8 protein-coding genes and 1 pseudogene are annotated in these 17,596 nt (G+C 55.9%); all 9 read right to left on the bottom strand.

What is annotated here, in order from left to right:
* Positions 1 to 193: 193 nt before the first annotated feature.
* Complete coding sequence (locus J4G14_10345; protein MCE2458200.1) at positions 194 to 1,690, bottom strand: FHA domain-containing protein; 1,497 nt, start codon at positions 1,688 to 1,690, stop codon at positions 194 to 196.
* Positions 1,691 to 1,719: 29 nt separating this feature from the next.
* Entirely contained in the window at positions 1,720 to 4,911 is a 3,192-nt protein-coding gene (locus J4G14_10340) for a S8 family serine peptidase (GenBank protein MCE2458199.1), read from the bottom strand.
* A gap of 484 nt (positions 4,912 to 5,395) precedes the next feature.
* On the bottom strand, positions 5,396 to 6,628 hold the full coding sequence (locus J4G14_10335) for a serine/threonine protein kinase (GenBank protein ID MCE2458198.1): 1,233 nt from the start codon (positions 6,626 to 6,628) through the stop codon (positions 5,396 to 5,398).
* Positions 6,629 to 6,631: 3 nt separating this feature from the next.
* Positions 6,632 to 9,202 (bottom strand): protein kinase, encoded by a 2,571-nt coding sequence (locus tag J4G14_10330; GenBank protein ID MCE2458197.1) that lies wholly within the window; start codon positions 9,200 to 9,202, stop codon positions 6,632 to 6,634.
* 84 nt (positions 9,203 to 9,286) lie between these two features.
* The gene (locus tag J4G14_10325) at positions 9,287 to 11,806 is read right to left on the bottom strand and encodes a PQQ-binding-like beta-propeller repeat protein (GenBank protein MCE2458196.1); all 2,520 of its coding nucleotides are present in this window, start codon (positions 11,804 to 11,806) and stop codon (positions 9,287 to 9,289) included.
* 24 nt (positions 11,807 to 11,830) lie between these two features.
* On the bottom strand, positions 11,831 to 14,500 hold the full coding sequence (locus tag J4G14_10320) for a Stp1/IreP family PP2C-type Ser/Thr phosphatase (protein MCE2458195.1): 2,670 nt from the start codon (positions 14,498 to 14,500) through the stop codon (positions 11,831 to 11,833).
* Positions 14,500 to 16,023, bottom strand: coding sequence for an FHA domain-containing protein (locus tag J4G14_10315; protein ID MCE2458194.1), 1,524 nt, complete (start codon positions 16,021 to 16,023; stop codon positions 14,500 to 14,502). Before J4G14_10315 ends, J4G14_10320 begins: the two co-directional genes overlap by 1 nt.
* A gap of 720 nt (positions 16,024 to 16,743) precedes the next feature.
* Positions 16,744 to 16,971 (bottom strand): annotated as a pseudogene (locus tag J4G14_10310) (DUF4282 domain-containing protein).
* 154 nt (positions 16,972 to 17,125) lie between these two features.
* Positions 17,126 to 17,302, bottom strand: coding sequence for a hypothetical protein (locus tag J4G14_10305; protein ID MCE2458193.1), 177 nt, complete (start codon positions 17,300 to 17,302; stop codon positions 17,126 to 17,128).
* Between the last annotated feature and the right edge of the window lie 294 nt (positions 17,303 to 17,596).

Raw genomic sequence — 17,596 nt, 5'->3', positions numbered from 1 at the left:
CTCGGGCCCATTGCCCGCTTTTCTATTCAGAGAGAGGGTACACCGCCTTCTCTATTTACACACCTTCTGATGGTACCTCACGAGCCCCGCTACAGACGCAGCGCTGCACCCAATGGATGCCCGGCCCTGCACGAACTTCGGATCGGCGAGCGCGGGCTTCAAGCCACAGATTCGAAGGAACACTCAGGCGCGTTTAGCGGAAGAACGAACCTAAATTGTCAGCTACATCACTTGCGCTGTCACTGAAGTTGTCGAAGTCGTCATCGGAGAAGAAATCTCCGAAACTTTCAACTGCCTCGAAGGCATCTTCAATGTCCTCTTCAGAGAAGTAGTCTCCGAAGCTTTCAATAACCTCGTAGGCATCGTCGTAATTCCCATCGGAAACGAGGTCTTTGAATCTTTCTAACGCGTCAGAGGCCGCTTCGTTTGCGCCACCGATAACGGCGCCACCCGGAATGCCTGCCAGGGAAACCTGGGCGAATTGGATTTCCCAATTGTCCACGCGCTTATCACCTGTGTCGATGTCCAGCGCGACAGGGACGCTGAACCTGAATGGGCTGCTGGCTCTGGCGGTGGCGAGAACAACGCACCTCCCGGGTCGAGGGCATTCAGGCTCTGAGTGAGTCCACGAAACCCGCTCATTGATCTGCCCCACCAGGAAACCGCTGCCGAGCGTTGTACCGGTTAATGCACGCATGGCCTGCCCCATAACTTCGTCCACGCTATCGTTGGTCCATTCGACAGCTACTTGGGCAGCTATCTCCTCGTCAGACCTTGGCGTCATGCTGTAGAACCAGTAGATTGCACCGCCAATAGCTCCGAGGATCAGTACCACGAGGAGCACAGTTCCCCAGTTCGTAGAGGAAGCCGCAGCAGCTCGAGGTGCCGGGTACGGGTCTTGCCTCAAACGACGCTCAGGCAGCGGCTGCAAGGGGCGACTCTGTGCGGACATGGGTTGCTGTTGTTGCGAATAGGCGCCTCTGGCCGCAGGCCGACCGCTGAGCTGGACTTCGGCGAACTGGATCTGGGAATCCCCTATTTCGATCACGTCGCCAGGCCGGATTACTGCCCCGGTTACAGGCCTCCCGTTTAGGGTTGTTCCGTTGGTGCTGTGCATGTCCCGCAGCACCACCTCGCGTCCGATGTGGGTGAACTGTACATGGGAACGGCTGACCTGCATATCATTGACGCGCAGGTCGCAGGATGGGTCTCGTCCGACTGTGACGGATCCTCGCGAGAATGACACAGACACACCTGCCGACTGACCAGAGGTTACCTGCAGGCTGTAGGCGTGACGACCCGATTCGAGTCGATTAGGGTAGCGCTCCCGCTTGGGTGGAGAGGCCGGCGGAGGCTGTTGCGAATGGGCACCCGCGACAGCCAGACCGGGACTCTGCTGAGCCTCTGAAAACAGGACTTGGGAATTGCCGACATGGATGACGTCCCCGGGCCTGATGACAGCGTCAGTGACCCTTCTGCCATTCAATGTCGTTCCGTTTGTGCTGCTGAGGTCTCTCAGCACCACCTCGCGTCCGTTGTCAGTTAGCTGCGTGTGGGTACGGCTGACATTCGCGTCGTTGACGCAGAGGTTGCTGGACGGGTCCCGCCCTATTGTGACGGATCCTCCAAAGAACGAGACAGACACCCCAGAAGAGGGGCCTGACGTCACCTGTAACGTGTAAACAGTCACAGACTACAACTCTCTCTTACTTACTCGGCCTACCCCTCGATTTCGAATCTGGTTGAGATCAACTCGTACAGGCCGGACAGATCGTCGGTGTTGACAGCATACGCCACACCATTGGTAGCGTTAGCCAGGCGTTGGAGCACCGCAAAGTCATACAGCTTGCTTCCTCCAGGTTCTGAGAGCGCAAGCGCGAACAGCGTCACGGACGATCCCTTAAGCGCTTCCAGCGCTTCGCCATAGGAACTGTCACTGCTCTCGTCCACGCCATCTGTGAGAGCTATCAGGATTCTCTCCCTGTCTGGCTCGCCCTGTTGTTCCAGGGCGTTCAACGACCGTATGATAGCGTCGTAGAGAGCAGTGCCTCCTACGTCATCAAGGCTGTCGATCGCAGCTTGCCAGGATTTGAGCCCAGTGCCGTCTGGACCTATTGCCTCCATCGATACGATCCCTCGGTATTTGTGGTCGAAGTCGACGAGCCCCACGTAGTCAGGATCCGGGTCGACTCCGCCCTTCGCCTGCACCCGAATCTCGTACATCCGGCCAACGAATACGTCAATTGCCTCCTTCAGCGCCGTTGACTTCGGACCCTCCATGCTGCCGCTGGTATCTGCAAGAAGTAGGACGTTGGCGTCTCCACGTCCCAGTCCCGTAGGGAGAGCAGCGGTCGAAGATGCGACAGTACACTGCTCTGGCGTGTTGGCATCTGAGCGGACCTCTAGACCACCTTTCCATTCCTGAGCGTCGAGCATACCGATCTCTTCTACGTCAACAGTAGGATTCAACTCGGCAAGTGCTTGCCGCAGGTGACTGGATACGGGCTCCTCCATCCAGACTCTCACTCTCAAGTCCCAGCAGCCAGACACATCCGGTGAGAAGGTGAATCTCACCGGATGGGACGTCTGCGGCGCTATTGACGTCTCCACGGGCTCCAACGACATCCTGTCGCCCTCATTTCCACCCGGTGGCGTAACCGATACCTCTACGTAGAAGTCCCACAATAAATCTCCGTTGTTTTCGATCCCGACATCAAACTCGTACTGGCTTCTCAAGATCCTTTGGGTATCGCCAGGAATCGTAACCCCGTCGGAGATTTCGGCATCAATGCGGTCAGACAGGAGTTGGGCGACAGCCTTGTCTGCGCGCAGCGCATGCCAGCCTTCCTCCAAGTCCTGAGGACATGGGTCCTGGTCGGAGGTACAAACCGTTTTCACATCAGACGTCTCTACTAGATGGTCTTTCACCTGTTCCGGCGTCAAGTCCGGGGAAATTGCTAACAGAAGTGCCGCTGTTCCGGCGACCAGTGGAGAAGAGAACGATGTTCCGCTATAGTAAGTACGCTGACCCTTCCATTCCCATTTGGGTACTTGGACCGGTTTGAAGGGGATCGATACACCGGTTAATTCAAGAAGGTTACCCCCATTTTGAAACTCCCATTCCAAGCCCAATACTCTTACGAAATCGCCGGGGGCTGATATGGTGACAGCGCTCCCATAGTTGGAAAAACTGGCTCTTCTTTCCCATTCGAAATCCAGGGCTCCGACACTAACCAGATTACGCAGTGCTGGTAGACCGTCAGGCCCGGCGTTGGTCCACTTCACGGGAAAGCGGTCAGCCGCGTCGGCGTCATCATTTCCAGCAGACGCAACTACCAGAACATCAGAGGCCAGGTTAGCCATCTGGTGGTACGATCGTTCAGCGCAATCAATCTTGCCAAGGAAACATCTCTTTCCCATGCTGATGTTGACTACGTCAGTGTTATTTGCGTTCAAGTGCTCGAAGGCAGCTGCCACACCAGAGACACTTGTTATCGCATAGTCAAATAGTTGGTAATCAATTCCGCCGACACTCGTAACTATACCGCTAAGGGAGTCGTCGCCTTGATTGTTTCTTGCGATCATTACGCTAGCCACTGCAGTCGCATGGCTCACATCTCGCAATATGAGGTCAAGTAAGTAAACAGGAATGTCGAAAATCTCAGGTCCAATAGACACTTGGTTTATACGGTTCCAGTCGAATTCGGAAGACAGCAAGGCGGCAGTTTCAGGGTCATTGACACTCCCCGCGGCAATCATTCCTCCATCTATCACCGCGATGTTTACCGGGAACAATCCAGCCGAGGGGATTTTCTCTACGATTCTCCAAGCTGCTTCGAAATTGGGCGACATAAGTGAGTTGGGGTCAAGAGTTAGAGCGTCTATTGGATGGTAGGCAGCCTCTAAGAGGCTATCCGGATAGGCTGCCGCAACCCTTCCATCCCCACTCAATTGAGTAATCGCTGCAGTCAGGTCGTGTGTCTGCGCGTCAAATTCAATGATGTAGCCCGGGAAAGTGCGATAGGAGAATACAACCTGCCCATCCAGAGCCATCGCGATTTCCTCTGCAACGCTTGTCCCAAGACCAGGTTCCAACTCAACGATCACGCGGTTGAGTACAGCCCGAACTTCATCGCCGCCCAGACCATGGATGACTCCAACCATATCTGAGTCTATAGGCGGGAGTGTGGGTATATCTCCTATGACGACTGCATGGACGCGCGCTTTGAAGTTTCCGAATCCCACAATTATGTCGGCCCCGCCGGGGCCGTTGGCGGTTACTATGCCGTCCGGAGTCACGCTCACCACGCCCGAATCCGTGGACTGGTGGGTCACGAAATTCAATGCCAGGTCTGCCAGAGACTGGTCGGAATAGTAGCCCTGAACACTCAACGTGTCGGTGTCTCCCACCTCATTTAGAATGACTGTGCCAGGAGACGGCACAAGACCAACCAAGCGTACAACCTGAGGAACGGAGGGTTCTGAAGGCTCATCAACTGGCACTTCCACCACTACCTCCTTGATTACTTCCTTCTCGACAACAACCTCCTTGACAACCTCAACCGGCACCTCTACCTCCTTGACTACCTCCTTCTCGACAATGACTTCCACAGGGACCTCAACCGGCACCGCTACTTCCCTGATTACTTCTTTCTCTACGATTATTTCGACTGGCACCTCCACTTCCTTTTCAACGATAACTTCGACTGGTACCTCCACTTCCTTCTCCACCACAGTTCTTATTACTTCCGGTTGTGGCCCGATAAAGCAGCCCACGGTAATCAACGACAGAAGCGCCATAACAACCAGGGCAGGACCGACCAGAAAGCTGTGGGCCAACTTAGAGCTGTTTGCTAGTAGCGATGTAACGTGCAGCTCGCTTTCTCTTGACAGATATGGAAGCGTTAGCATAAGAACCTGATCCTAATCGAACATGCCCTATTTACGGTGCATTTGACCTGAGTGCTCGCGCGCCCCCCGATCTCGGACATCCGGTGAATTTGACACGGCTACGCTGATTTACTGAGTTGGCTCTCTGATGCATTTCGTGAGGGTTCCGGGTTATTTGACTCTTATCGACCATCCCCACGCAACATGCAAGGATGAATTACTAGAAATGCGTGTACCTAACTTCCATTTATCCTGCAAAACTACTCCGATGCTGTAGAATTGTGCGTGCCTACATGACTACCAGAGCTAAGTCCAGAAGTCTGTGACACTCCTGTCACATGTTCGCTTGCATACGTGAGACTGGTACTTGATATGGAATACATTCCGGGAAACGGTTTATTGGAGCGTCATCGGCTGTGACCCTATCGTCGAAACTGATGGGTCCATATCACGAGCAGACGCGCTTCGCACAGTGATTAATGCTGAGTTGAAACTCATCGGTGGGTTACCCATCAGGTCTAGATCGGGGCTCACCGCCAGCTGTAAGCATCCGTGACGAGTGTACTGGCATACTCTTACCTTGAGACTTTTGTGAAGACGGATGTGCTTGCTCACTCCTATGAGTGGCCGAGTATAACTGGGCGGAAGTCTTGGCTACGTCAATAATTCCAAATGAGGCCCCCGAGTATTTCTCAGTCACAGGCAACGGAGAGGGCTGCGGTTCACGGGCCGCAGCCTGACACACCATCAGTAGAGTGGATATGATCACAATCATTGCCACGAATCCACCGACAGCGATGAGTGGCGCTCGTCTTTGCCGATGGGCTGTATCGTCTCCCGATCTCAACCAGTCCGGCTGGACGACAGGATGCGGAGCTAACTTGGCAGAAGCCAGGCCAATGGAACCAGCCAGGGCGTCTGCAAGTTCTCCCGGGGTCTGAAAGCGATCGCTCGGTTGCTTCGCCAGGCACCTTTCCACTATCGCGACCACTGTCATTGAAACATCCTGCCGCAGATAGCGTAATGATGTGGCATTTACCTGAATATGCTGCCTTGCGATCTCATTCTGACGTACTAGACTATTAGACGCGGTCGAGTTGAAGGGCAGATGCCCAGATAGCATCTGGTAAAGTACCACACCAAGAGAATAAACGTCTGATCGGGTGTCTCCTCTCTCTCCCATCCATTGTTCTGGTGGCATGTAGAACGGCGTACCCCACTGTGAACCAACATGGGTCAAGGGAGCCATGTCCGCAGCGTGAGCTATTCCGAAGTCGATGAGCTTTACTGCACCACCGGCGCCAAGTGTCGTAAGTAGCAGGTTCTCTGGCTTGATGTCATGGTGCGTGATTCCACGGCTGCTTGTGCGCGCAGCCTCCAGTGCAAGTGCCGCCTGGTGGGTGATCGTGACGGCTCGCGTGACGTCCAAAGGACCACGGTCTATCAGCTCTCTGATGGAGTGGGGGACATACTCGATTGCGATGAAGTGCGATCCCTCGTGCTCCCCGATGTCCGTGATGCCCGCGATATTTGGGTGACTAATGGAGGCAACAATCTGTGCTTCTCGCTGGAACCGAGCGATCACGTCTGGATTAGCCAAGTGTGGATGCAGCACCTTGACAGCAACCTCTCGGTCGAGCTCAGGATCATGTGCGTGATACACCGTTCCCTGACTGCCTGATGCAAGGTTCCTGATTACACGATACTTACCTATCGTCTCTGACTGTGAGTCGGCCACGTATCACCTGGTCACACGATGGACCTTGGGCTTGTGGTTGTCATTCTTTGTTAACTCCTCAATCACGTTGTCCGGGTCCACCGTCACAATTGCCGTGAACTTGAGAACACTTCCTCTCGGGGGGAGTTGAATTAGGACTGTACCCTCCACCTGCTTGGTCACCGTCGAACCGCCCCGCAGGCCACCTATCTCGATTTCCTCTGAGCATGGAATTCTGCCTTGATATATTGGGCAGAGAGGTCCTTCCACGAACTCAATTCGAATATAGAACCTGTCATCTACAGACGGAGTAATTCCACCGTCTCCGAGTTCATTTGTGATTGTGACGAACAGGTCCAGATATACAGCGTCGGCATCTGGCACTGTCCTTTCTAGGAACTCCACCTTGGTGACCGCGAGGTTAGGCAGCCTAGTGGCATCATAGATCACGTCGTATTCGGAAATGGCGTATCTCTCGTCGTACTCATCCCACGACGAATTCTCCCTGTGGTCCAGGTATGCCGATGGGTAGAGAACGGCGAGGATCTCGTAGGAACCAATTTGGGCCCTCCAATCATCAGACCTGATCGTCCTGACAGCATTGCGATTCAGCCTCCTGTTCAGCATCGTAGATGAGTAATACTCTCCATTCAGGTAGAAAGTGACATCAGCGTCGTATTCCGAGCTACGAGGGCTGGTGTTCTTGATATGGGCCCAGAACGTGACGTCTTCATCGATCGCCGGATGCTCGGGGTGCCAGGTGATTTGCTCGATAACATAGGGCGGTATAAACGGTTCGAATGAAGGCAATGTATGGACTTCGTCCTCCGCGTATGGGGAGTCCAAGTCTAGACCCAGGGTTCGCGGCTCGACCTCAGCCCGCCAAACCATGCTCAAGTCCCTCGTTTCACCGGGTGCGAGTTCAACCACCTTGACGCGCTCTCGTAAGGGCTCCCCAGTATCGTTGTCCACCAATTCGACGTGAAATTCGTCGGCTGTGGCCTCCCCCTGATTGCTGACGGTAACTGAAATTCTAACCTCCTCCCAGATTGCTGGGTCCGCGTTGGAGATCCAGGCGTCTTCGATAAGAAGTGCCGGAAGTGCCGGAACAGGCGTACTAGTTGGAGTGGGTCTCGGTGTAAAGGTAGGAGTCGGCAAAGGCGTATTAGTTGGGGTGGGACTTCGTGTATAGGTAGGAGTCGGCAATGGTGTGTGGGTAGGTGTCGGCGATGGCGTGTTCGTAGGAGTCGGCGATGGTGTGTGGGTAGGTGTCGGCGATGGCGTGTTCGTAGGTGTCGGCGATGGCGTGTTCGTAGGTGTCGGTGTAACTGGGGGGGATGTCGGCGTCGGCGGTATAGCCGTCGCCAACGCCTTAGCCACAGCCTCTTCCACAGCGACCGAGATGTCCTTAACCTCTGTAGGAGACGGCTCAGGCGTGGGAGTGGGAGTGGGATCCGAGCGGTCCAACAGATCCCCAACCGGGCCCGCTGCAGCCCCGCTCGACGGTGAGCGACCTGGCACGGATGAATCATCCGAAGTTCGAGCAGCCGGAGGAGGACGTCCCGGTCCATTTTCTCCAGGGCCATCATCCGGTGCTGCTATCAGCAACGCTACCAGTACAACAAGGATCACCGCTCCGAACCCGCCTGCTGCGATCAGAGGCAGTGGAAACCGTAGGCCCCGTTTCTCATCGGCGGATGGACGCGAAGGGGGACGCGAGACCGGCAGGGACACGCTTGGCGTCGGTGCGACTCCAAGAATCCCAGCCAGTTCCTCTGCGAGCTCTCCGGGTGTCTGGTACCGGTCACCCGGAGACTTGGCCATGCACTTTAGGACAATCGATTCAAGCGCCTCTGGGACATCCTCACGTATGGACCGAAGTGAAGTTGGATCGACCTCGATGTGCTGCTGGGCTATCTCATTGTTCTGGGCCATGCTGCTGGCCGCGGTCGAACTGAAGGGCACCTGCCCCGTAAGCATCTGGTAAATCACCACACCCAGTGAGTAGACGTCAGAGCGCGTGTCGCCACGCTCTCCTTGCCACTGCTCGGGCGGCATGTAGTACGGCGTGCCCCACTGAGCGCCAGCCTGCGTCATTGGGGCCATGTCCGCAGCGTGAGCGATCCCAAAATCGATCAGTTTCACGACGCCTTCGTCGTCAAGAGTAGTGAGCAGGAGGTTCTCAGGCTTGATGTCGTGGTGGGTGATACCGCGCCTGCTGGTGCGTGCAGCTTCTAGGGCCAGCGCCGCCTGGTAGCCAACGGTGACAGCGCGGGTGATGTCCAGCGGCCCCTGGTCAATGAGTTCCCTGGCAGTATGTGGTACGTACTCGATTGCGATGAAGTGGGCGCCCTCATGCTCACCGATGTCCGTGATGCCGGCTATGTTGGGATGGTTGATGGATGCAACGATCCGTGCCTCGCGCTGGAAGCGCGCGACGATATCCTCGGTCGTCAGGTGCGGGTGAAGGACCTTGAGGGCGACCTCGCGTTCTAGCTCAGGATCGTAGGCGTGATAGACAGTGCCCTGGCTTCCAGAAGCAAGGTTCTCAAGAACCTGGTATCTGCCGATTACTTCTTCTGTCGAATCTGTCATAGCGCTCTTACTTTAGGCTTTAAGCTGTCACGTCCCAGAGATGTATTACTACAATTGAGTTGGGCTACCATGCATCCAGTGCGTTCAGGTACTCGTCCAGCGATGCGATGTACACCATGACATTTTCCACTGCGGATGAGGAGTGTACGGCGCCCCCAACTGGTGACTCCGAAGCTCGTCCCCAGTGTCAGCACGCAGTACGTACAGTTGGCCATTCCTTGCCCCGATGTATACAGCCCCTCCAGCTACTGCCGGCGAGGATTGTGGACTACCCTTTGTGGAAGTCCATAACTCGTTCTCGGTATTGCCATCCACCGCGTGAAGAGTGCCATTCTCTGATCCTATGTACACTGCGCCATTCGACCCTGCGGGTAAGGAGAGCACCGGGTATCTTGCATCATATGTCCAGGCCACGACTCCCGTGGTCGCATCCAGCGCGTAAACCAAGTCATCGCCTAAGCCAACGTACACCTTCCTGGCAGCTACAGATGGCGAGGATTGCACGACATCCTCTGTCTCATGACTCCAGACCGGTTCTCCGGTGCCTGCGTCCAGCGCGTAGACGTAGTGGTCGTTCGAGCCGACATACACTTTCCCGTCAGCTACCGCAGGCGAGGATTGGACGGCGCCCCCTGTCTCGTAGCTCCAGACCAGCTCTCCGGTGTCCGCGTCCAGTGCGTACAGACGGTGATAGTTTGATCCAACGTACACCACCCCGTTGGCCACGGATGGCGACGAAACAATTCTGCTATCTGTCGAGTAGCTCCACTTCCGGTCGTCGGTTGCCGCATCCAGAGCGTACAGATAGCTATCCCATGAGCCGACGAATACCACGCCGTTAGACACCGCAGGCGAGGACTGAACGTCACCATCCGTCCCATAGGTCCAAATCAGCTCTCCGCTACGCGCATGTAGAGCGTACACACTGTTATCCGTCGACCCGATGTATACAGCTCCGCCAGCTAAAGTAGGCGACGACCACCTGCTTCCGTTGGTCTCGTAACGCCACCGCAGCTGAGTGGTGGGAATTGGAGTCGGGGTCGCCGTATGGAAGGGAATCGGGGTCGCAGTGCGTGTGGGAGTGACCGATGGCGTTGGTGTGCGCGTAGGTGTAGCAGTTGGCTTCGGTGCGCGCGTGGGCGTATAGGTCGGCGTAGGGATCGGAGAACGAGTCGCGGTTGGTTCCGGTGTGCTTGTTGGCAGGGGTGTGTATGTGGGCTTTAAGGGATACGGAGTCGGCGTAGAAATCGGAGTACGGGTCTCGGTTGGTCTTGGCGTACTTGTAGGCAGTGATGCAGGTATCGGTCTTGATGTGCTTGTGGGCAGAGGCGTGTAAGTCGGCTGCAGAGGGTACGGGATCAGCGTAGGGACAGGGGTCACCGTAAGTTCTGGTGTGGACGTGGGTGTATGCGTACCCGTTGGAGTCGGAACAGGGGTCTCCGTAGGAGTGGCGACCGGTGAGTTAGTCGGCGTCGCTGTAAATGCCATCACCAGAGTTCCCGCACCCGCTGAGACGGACACCGGAGTATGGGTCGGTGTGGGACTCAAGACGGCGGGCGGAGCTCCAGAAGGAGGCGCTGGACGGTCTGGAAGTATGGGACGTTCAATGTTCTCACGTGACTGAGATGCAACAACTACGATGAGCACAATTACGATCGTCGCTCGCAACCCTCCGGCCGCCATCAGCGGAAGCCGGTTTCGCCGTGGAGGCTTCGAGGCACCTCTCCCTACGTCAACTGGTGGTCTCGGGACAGGCAGGGACACACCCGGTGTCGTTGCTAGTCCAATGACTTCTGCCAGGGCATTCGCCATCTCACCTGGCGTCTGGTACCGATCACCGGGGGACTTCGCCATGCACCTGACGACTATCGCCTCCAGCGACACTGACATGTCCCCCCGGATTGAACGAAGCGTCGCTGCATCGACCTCTATGTGCTGACGGGCTATCTCGTGGTGCTGCGCCAGACTGTTCGATGCTGTCGAACTGAATGGGACTTGTCCAGTCAACATCTGGTACAGGTCCACTCCCAATGAGTACACGTCTGATCGTGGGTCTCCGCCTTCTCCCATCCACTGCTCGGGAGGCATGTAGTACGGTGTTCCCCACTGGGAACCTGTGGTTGTCATGGGAGCCAAGTCTGCTGCGTGAGCTAACCCGAAGTCGATCAGCTTCACCACTCCCTCATGTCCAAGAGACGTCAGCAAGAGATTGTCCGGCTTGATGTCATGGTGTGTAATCCCATGCCTGCTCGTTCGAGCAGCCTCCATTGCAAGTGCCGCCTTATATGCAATTGTGATGGCTCGCGAAACGTCCATAGGACCACGGTCAATGAGCTCCCTGGCTGTGTGAGGGACATACTCAATTGCAATGAATTGCGCTCCCTCGTGCTCTCCGATGTCCGTGAGGACTGCGATGTTCGCGTGGCTTATCGACGCGACTATTCTTGCCTCCCGCTGGAGGCGAGTGATCACGTCTGGATTAGCCAAGTGCGGATGCATTACCTTCAGTGCTACCTCCCGGTCAAGGTCAGGATTGTGGGCGCGGTACACAGTTCCCTGACTTCCCGACGCCAAGTTCGCGATAACACGGTATCTGCCAATCATCTCTGAAGGTATACCAGTCACAATTCACCCAGACACCCGATGATCCTTGGTCTCGGTGTTGTCAGTCTCGGATGACTCTTCCACGCCGTCCTCCGGGTCGACCGTCACAGTTGCCGAGAACGTGTAAGTATCCCCGCTGGGCGGAAGTGGCATCTGAAATTGACCTTCCACCTTTTTGGACTCTTCTAAACCGCCACTAAGTTCGTCGACCTGTATCTCAACAGCACACGGTGTTCTCCCAGGACGCAGTGGGCAGAAGGGGCCATCTACGAATTCAATTCGAACATCGAACTCGTTATCTACAGGCGGAGTTGTTCCACCGTCTCCGATTTCATTGGTAATGTTGAAGGACAGATCCAGATATAAAGTGTCGGTATTCGTTACTCGTCTTTCAGAGAATACAATCTCCGTAACCGCAAGATTCGGCAGTCGCGTGGCATCGTATGTCGCCCTGTGTTCGGCTATGGCATATCTCTTGTCGTACTCATCCCACGAAGACTTGTCCCTTTGGTCCCGAGACGCCAGAGGATATATGACGGCCAAAGTCTCCTGTGCACCACTCTGTGCTTTCCACTTCTGTGACTCCACATCCCGCGTCGCACCGGCGTTCAACCCCCTGTCCAGCATCATCACTGAGTGATACTCCCCGCCTAGGTAGAAAACGACCTCAGTGTCATACTCCGAGTTCAGAGTGCCTGTGTTCTTGACATGGGCCAGAAACGTAACGTCTTCGTTAATCGCGGGACTCTTCGGCCTCCAAGTCACTTGCTCAATGGCATAGTCTGGAACAGCCACATTAATTGAAGGCAACCGGATGACTTGATCTTCCGCGTAATGGGAGGCGAGGACCAGACCGAAAGTTCGCTTCTCGACCTCCGCTCGCCACACAAATGTGACTTCCTCCTTCTGTCCGGCTTCAAGGCCGTCTACCGTTTTGCGCTCTATGAAATCCTTCCCAGTGCCGTGGTGGTCAACTAAGCTGACGAAGAATTCGCTTGACGTGGTCTGGCCTTGATTAATTACGACGACCGTAATTCTCACTTCTTCCCACACTTCTGGATCCGTTGGGGAGACATTCGTGTATTCGACCACTAATAGCGGTTCAGGAACTAGGGTAAACGTTGCGGTGGGACTAGGTGGGTATGTAGGTGTTGCCGAGGGCGTGTGCGTGTGCGTCGGCGTCGGCGTCGGCGATGGTGTGTGCGTGGGTATCGGCAATGTCGTGTGCGTAGGTGTCGGCGTAATGGTCAGAGTAGTCGTCGACACTGGGCTAGGTGCGGAATCCACTGTTGACGTAGCTGTGGGCGTCGGCGTAATCGTCGGTATTGGCGTGTCACTAGTCTCTGCGACAGGGGCGGGAACCGATGGTGACGCAGGTGAGACGGAGGGCTGAGTGCTTTCCTTAGGAAGAGGTGTTTCTTCCTGAGCCTTCTCTGCGGTTGTGGAGATCGGGGGCTTCGGTGTCTGTGTGGGCGTGATGGTAGGCTCAGGAGTGACTCTGGGAGTAGGCATCGCCGTTGGTGAAGGTGTCTGAGTCGGGCTGACTGTGGGAGGCGCATCTGGTGTGCCCGTGGGCACCGCTTCACCTAAAGTCGCCGCGCTAGACACCCCTTCCCCGACTGGCGTCGGAGTATGTGTTGGAGTGGTTGTCCCGTTCCCAGAAGGAATGGCCAGAGAAAGACGGTCAGCGCCTTCATCATCCTCTCCAGTCTGGGTAACGACGATCAATACCAGTACTATCACGATAATCGCGCCGAACCCTCCCGCGAACAACGAAAGCCTTCTGCGCCATGGTGGTCCCACGCCACTGCCGGCGTCGCCCAAGGCGAAGCCTGCGATCCTCATGCCGCCTTGTACCTGACTTGGCGCGGGGGATCCAGGTGTGAGAGTGTCCATAGGACCGTCGGTCTCGGACTCCACAATCTCAACAGCAGCATTCATCTGTGCGACAACGACAGTAACATTGTCGGTGCCACCCGCGTTATTGGCCAACCTGACCAGCTCCCGAGCAGCTGATCTTAGAGATCCCCTGTTAAGGACTGTCGCTATGGTGTCCTCGTCTACCAGGCCGTATAGCCCATCAGAACAAAGTAGAATGCGGTCTCCCTGACGCAGGGAGACCCGAGTCACATCGACTTGCACAAAGTCAGCCACGCCTAACGCACGTGTAAGTACGCTTCTGCGGGGATGTACAGCGGCCTGCTCAGGCGTGAGTAACCCCCTGGCAACCATGTCTCCCACCCAGCTATGGTCTCGCGTCAGTTGGGCCAGCCTTCCCTCTCTCAAGAGATAGGCCCGGCTGTCCCCCACATTACAGATGTGCAGCACGCTTCTTACCAGCAACCCGGCGACAAGCGTGGTCCCCATGCCCTGCATGTTGGGTCCTAGGGAAGATGCCCTATAGACACCGTCATTGGCCTGTTCCACTGCCGCCTGGAGCGTGCGTTCCTCCAGTGAAGTTGACTTCGAAAGAGCCTCTATCAGTAGGTCGAGAGAAATCTGGCTGGCAATTTCGCCGGCCGCGTGCCCACCCATACCATCAGCGACTGCCAGCAGAGCGTCGCCCAGAGGGGCTTCCTCATCCAGTCGCACTGAGAAATTGTCTTCATTGTTGGATCGAAGAACTCCGACATCGGTGATACCTTCTGCCGACATCACGGGCGGCTCTGGGCCGCCTACACGTAAGAATCTCATCAACTATTGGGTCTCATCAGTGTGAATTCGGACTGACCTACCACTACCCTTTCACCTACTGAAACTCGTACGCCCTGTATACGCTCGCCGTCCACCTGAGTTCCAGACTGCGAACCGAGGTCCGAAATAGTCGTGCGGTCCGCATCCACCCTGATCATTGCGTGCCGGCGACTTACGGTGGGATCTGACAGCATTACCTGGGCGGAAGAGTCCCTGCCTATCAGGTTCTGTGCCGATGACAGCAGGAAGCTCTTGCCAGCATCTGGACCTGACTGGGCTATCAGCGACAGTGACGACCCAGTTGGCGATCCCACCATTGTCGCCCCGGAGGAGGGCCCTCCCTGGAAGGCATCCACAGTCATCAGACTCATCCTAGTCTGTCCAACGATGATGGCACTTCCCTCGCCGATCTGTCTCCCAGCGATCCTATGATCGCCAATCCTCGTTCCACCGGCGCTTCCCAGATCGACCAACGTAAACTCTTCATCCTTTACGCTCACCATGGCATGGGAGCGCGAGACGGAGGCATCATCCAACTGCAGGTCGTTCTCAAGGGACCGGCCAATGGTGTTGTTGCCTTCTTTCAACTGCAGGGACTTCCCTTCTGATGGGCCCCTCGTGACCACGAGCCATGCCATCGAGCTTGCAACATCCGGCTGCATCGCCATAGTCTGCGATGGAGAAGGTGCAGCCGCAGATGGGCTTCCAAGACTGGCAACGGCAGTAGCCTGGATATCCGACACGTTTGTAACGTCAGGAGAGCTAGCGAGCGGAGGAACGGGCTGAACTGTGACTGGGGAAGGAGGCACTGGTGTCACAGCCGTGCGTGGTGGCGTTCCACTGTTTCCCGGGAAGCGCTCGGCGTCCAATATCATCCAGCTCAGAAAGAGGATGACTACAAACGAGACAGCCGCTATCGGGGTTAAAACGGTGGAGTTCACTGTGGTGTAACCGAACACCACTGTTGCAGCGGCGTTCAATATCGCTAAAACCCCGAGGCACATTACCGCGATCATCGGTGGCTGCCATCCCCTCCATGTCGAGCGAGCCATTGCGGTCACGGTCAACACGGACACGATCAGCAGAGCAGGCAGGCTCCAGTATTCGAGAATCGGGCCCGCATTACCAAGTATGCCCGAGGCGGCTGCACCATGTTCGGGGGGCCCGCATTCGAACACGATCACCGATCCATCGTCGTACTCCCCAACTTCGCAGGCATACTCCACCTCATCACCAGACTCCCACATCCTTCTCTCGTCTCGGCTGAGATCATCGAGGGCCACGGTGTCTTCATAGTCGTCAGCAACAAGGTAGACTACCCCATCTTCGATGCGGTCTACGACTCCTGCGACATTTATGCGGGAGCCAATCCAGGCGTCCTCGAAGTCCGACGGACTCTCGGCATGGGCCTGGACTATTTCGGTAGCGGTGTACGGCTCGCCCAGGTCTGCGGACCCTACCTGTGAGCAGCCGACTATAACGATCAACATCAGGATGGCCAGCAATGCCACTTCTGATTTCAATTTTCTCCTCCCGTTGTCTCCTGACTTGGCAGGACGCGAAACTAACGCTCCTGCAAACTACTTTCCGTTGGTCTCTCGATGGGTATATCTACCCTCGAAACGGATTGTCACTAGCCTGATACCGTAGGATTGCCAGCAATGGCTTAGACGGAACTGCGTCAATCCGCAACTCCATCAATGCGAGTAAAACGAGACATCTTGTCGTGTAGATGGCTATGAATGGGTCAATCAATCCGGGGTTGGCGTAGGAGACACAGTGGATGTGGGTGTCGGAGTGGATGTAGGCGGAGCGGCTGGTCTCGCTGTGGGAGTCGATGTAGACGGGACTCTTGCGACCGGCGCCTGATTGGGCTGAACGGCCGTAGGTTGAATGACCGCCGTAGTTGGGGCGGGTGATGCGATGATGTTAGGCACGACCGGTTCAGGGTCGTCACAGGCTATGATCGCAGCTGCCAATAGCACCAGGATCATCGTGACATACCTAATTGGTAGTCCCAGATTCAAAACTCTTGTTGCGCCTTCAACCATTACTGTTGACGTACCCTTATGAATTTAGCGGCAGATCAGCATCCACCATGCACGGACCCACGGGCACGGTAGCGTGACAGGCTTGGTGACAACGAAGCTAGCTTGGACACTGGCGCGTTTCATTTTGTTACAGCGAGCCTGAGCCACATCCTAGTCACAATGCAGACCCACCACCGATTATCCGCCTTCGACTCACTCCTTCTCTCGCAACTCCCGCCGTATGTCGGAAAGCGGCTCGTTTTTACGGAACACAATCATTAAGAACTCGCATAGGCACCTCCACCAGACAAACGAAACTACGGCCACCAAAATGGAGACAGGGAAGCCCAAGCCTCCCCGCAACTCGCTGAGTGCTGCCCAACTGCCGAAAAGCGTAAAGACTATGGCCAGATTTCCGATCCACCAAACTACCTGAATGATCCTGAATGAGAATGGGGAGGATCATTCGGCGAAATGTGATAAAGTCGTTCATCTTTGGCGTGAACCTATAGAACCGGCATGTGGCGTACCCTGCGTGATGCAGTCAGGGCCTAGCCAGCAGATGTAGCCCTGAAACGTCAGCGGTCTTGAGCCCCTACCGGTCGCTGCTAAACAACTGAGAGAAGTCAGCTTCGGCGAAGCGATCAATAACTCTGGAGAGTTTACCGATGAGCTGGTACAAGGCGAACGCGACGACCACGACGGGCACTGCGACCGCCATGGAATCCAACAAGGGTCCAAGAGCCTGCAAAAGGCTGATGATGTTATCCACAGAGATACCTCTAAGACGCTTGAGTATTGAAGCTAGTCTTGTTGACTTCCCCGCGAATAGCTACTGGACTAGGCGTAGGATAGGGGCCTTAAAGTGATCGACTTGGCCCGATAGCACAAGTTTGGGAGCTATTGGGCGAGATCGCCCGCGCCTGGGCCGGGCTTCAGATCAATGGAATGGGGGACCGTAGAGGCTACGGATCTTCTAATTGGGGGCTGCCACTCGACACCGACGGCAGGCGATCCAGGAAGCACACCCTGACGGAACCGTCCAGGAAGGTTCCGCTGTCGTCCC

The organism is Dehalococcoidia bacterium (assembly GCA_021295915.1).
Lineage (GTDB): Bacteria > Chloroflexota > Dehalococcoidia > Lucifugimonadales > UBA1123 > VXRN01.
Note: the sequence above shows the minus strand (reverse complement) of the source record. Positions and strands in the feature narration are given on the sequence as shown.

Bases quoted from the DNA above. Each gene is read 5' to 3' on its own strand.
- J4G14_10340 (MCE2458199.1), bottom strand. From the start codon at position 4,911: ATGCTAACGCTTCCATATCTGTCAAGAGAAAGCGAGCTGCACGTTACA.
- J4G14_10330 (MCE2458197.1), bottom strand. From the start codon at position 9,202: ATGACAGATTCGACAGAAGAAGTAATCGGCAGATACCAGGTTCTTGAG.
- J4G14_10325 (MCE2458196.1), bottom strand. From the start codon at position 11,806: ATGATTGGCAGATACCGTGTTATCGCGAACTTGGCGTCGGGAAGTCAG.
- J4G14_10320 (MCE2458195.1), bottom strand. From the start codon at position 14,500: ATGAGATTCTTACGTGTAGGCGGCCCAGAGCCGCCCGTGATGTCGGCA.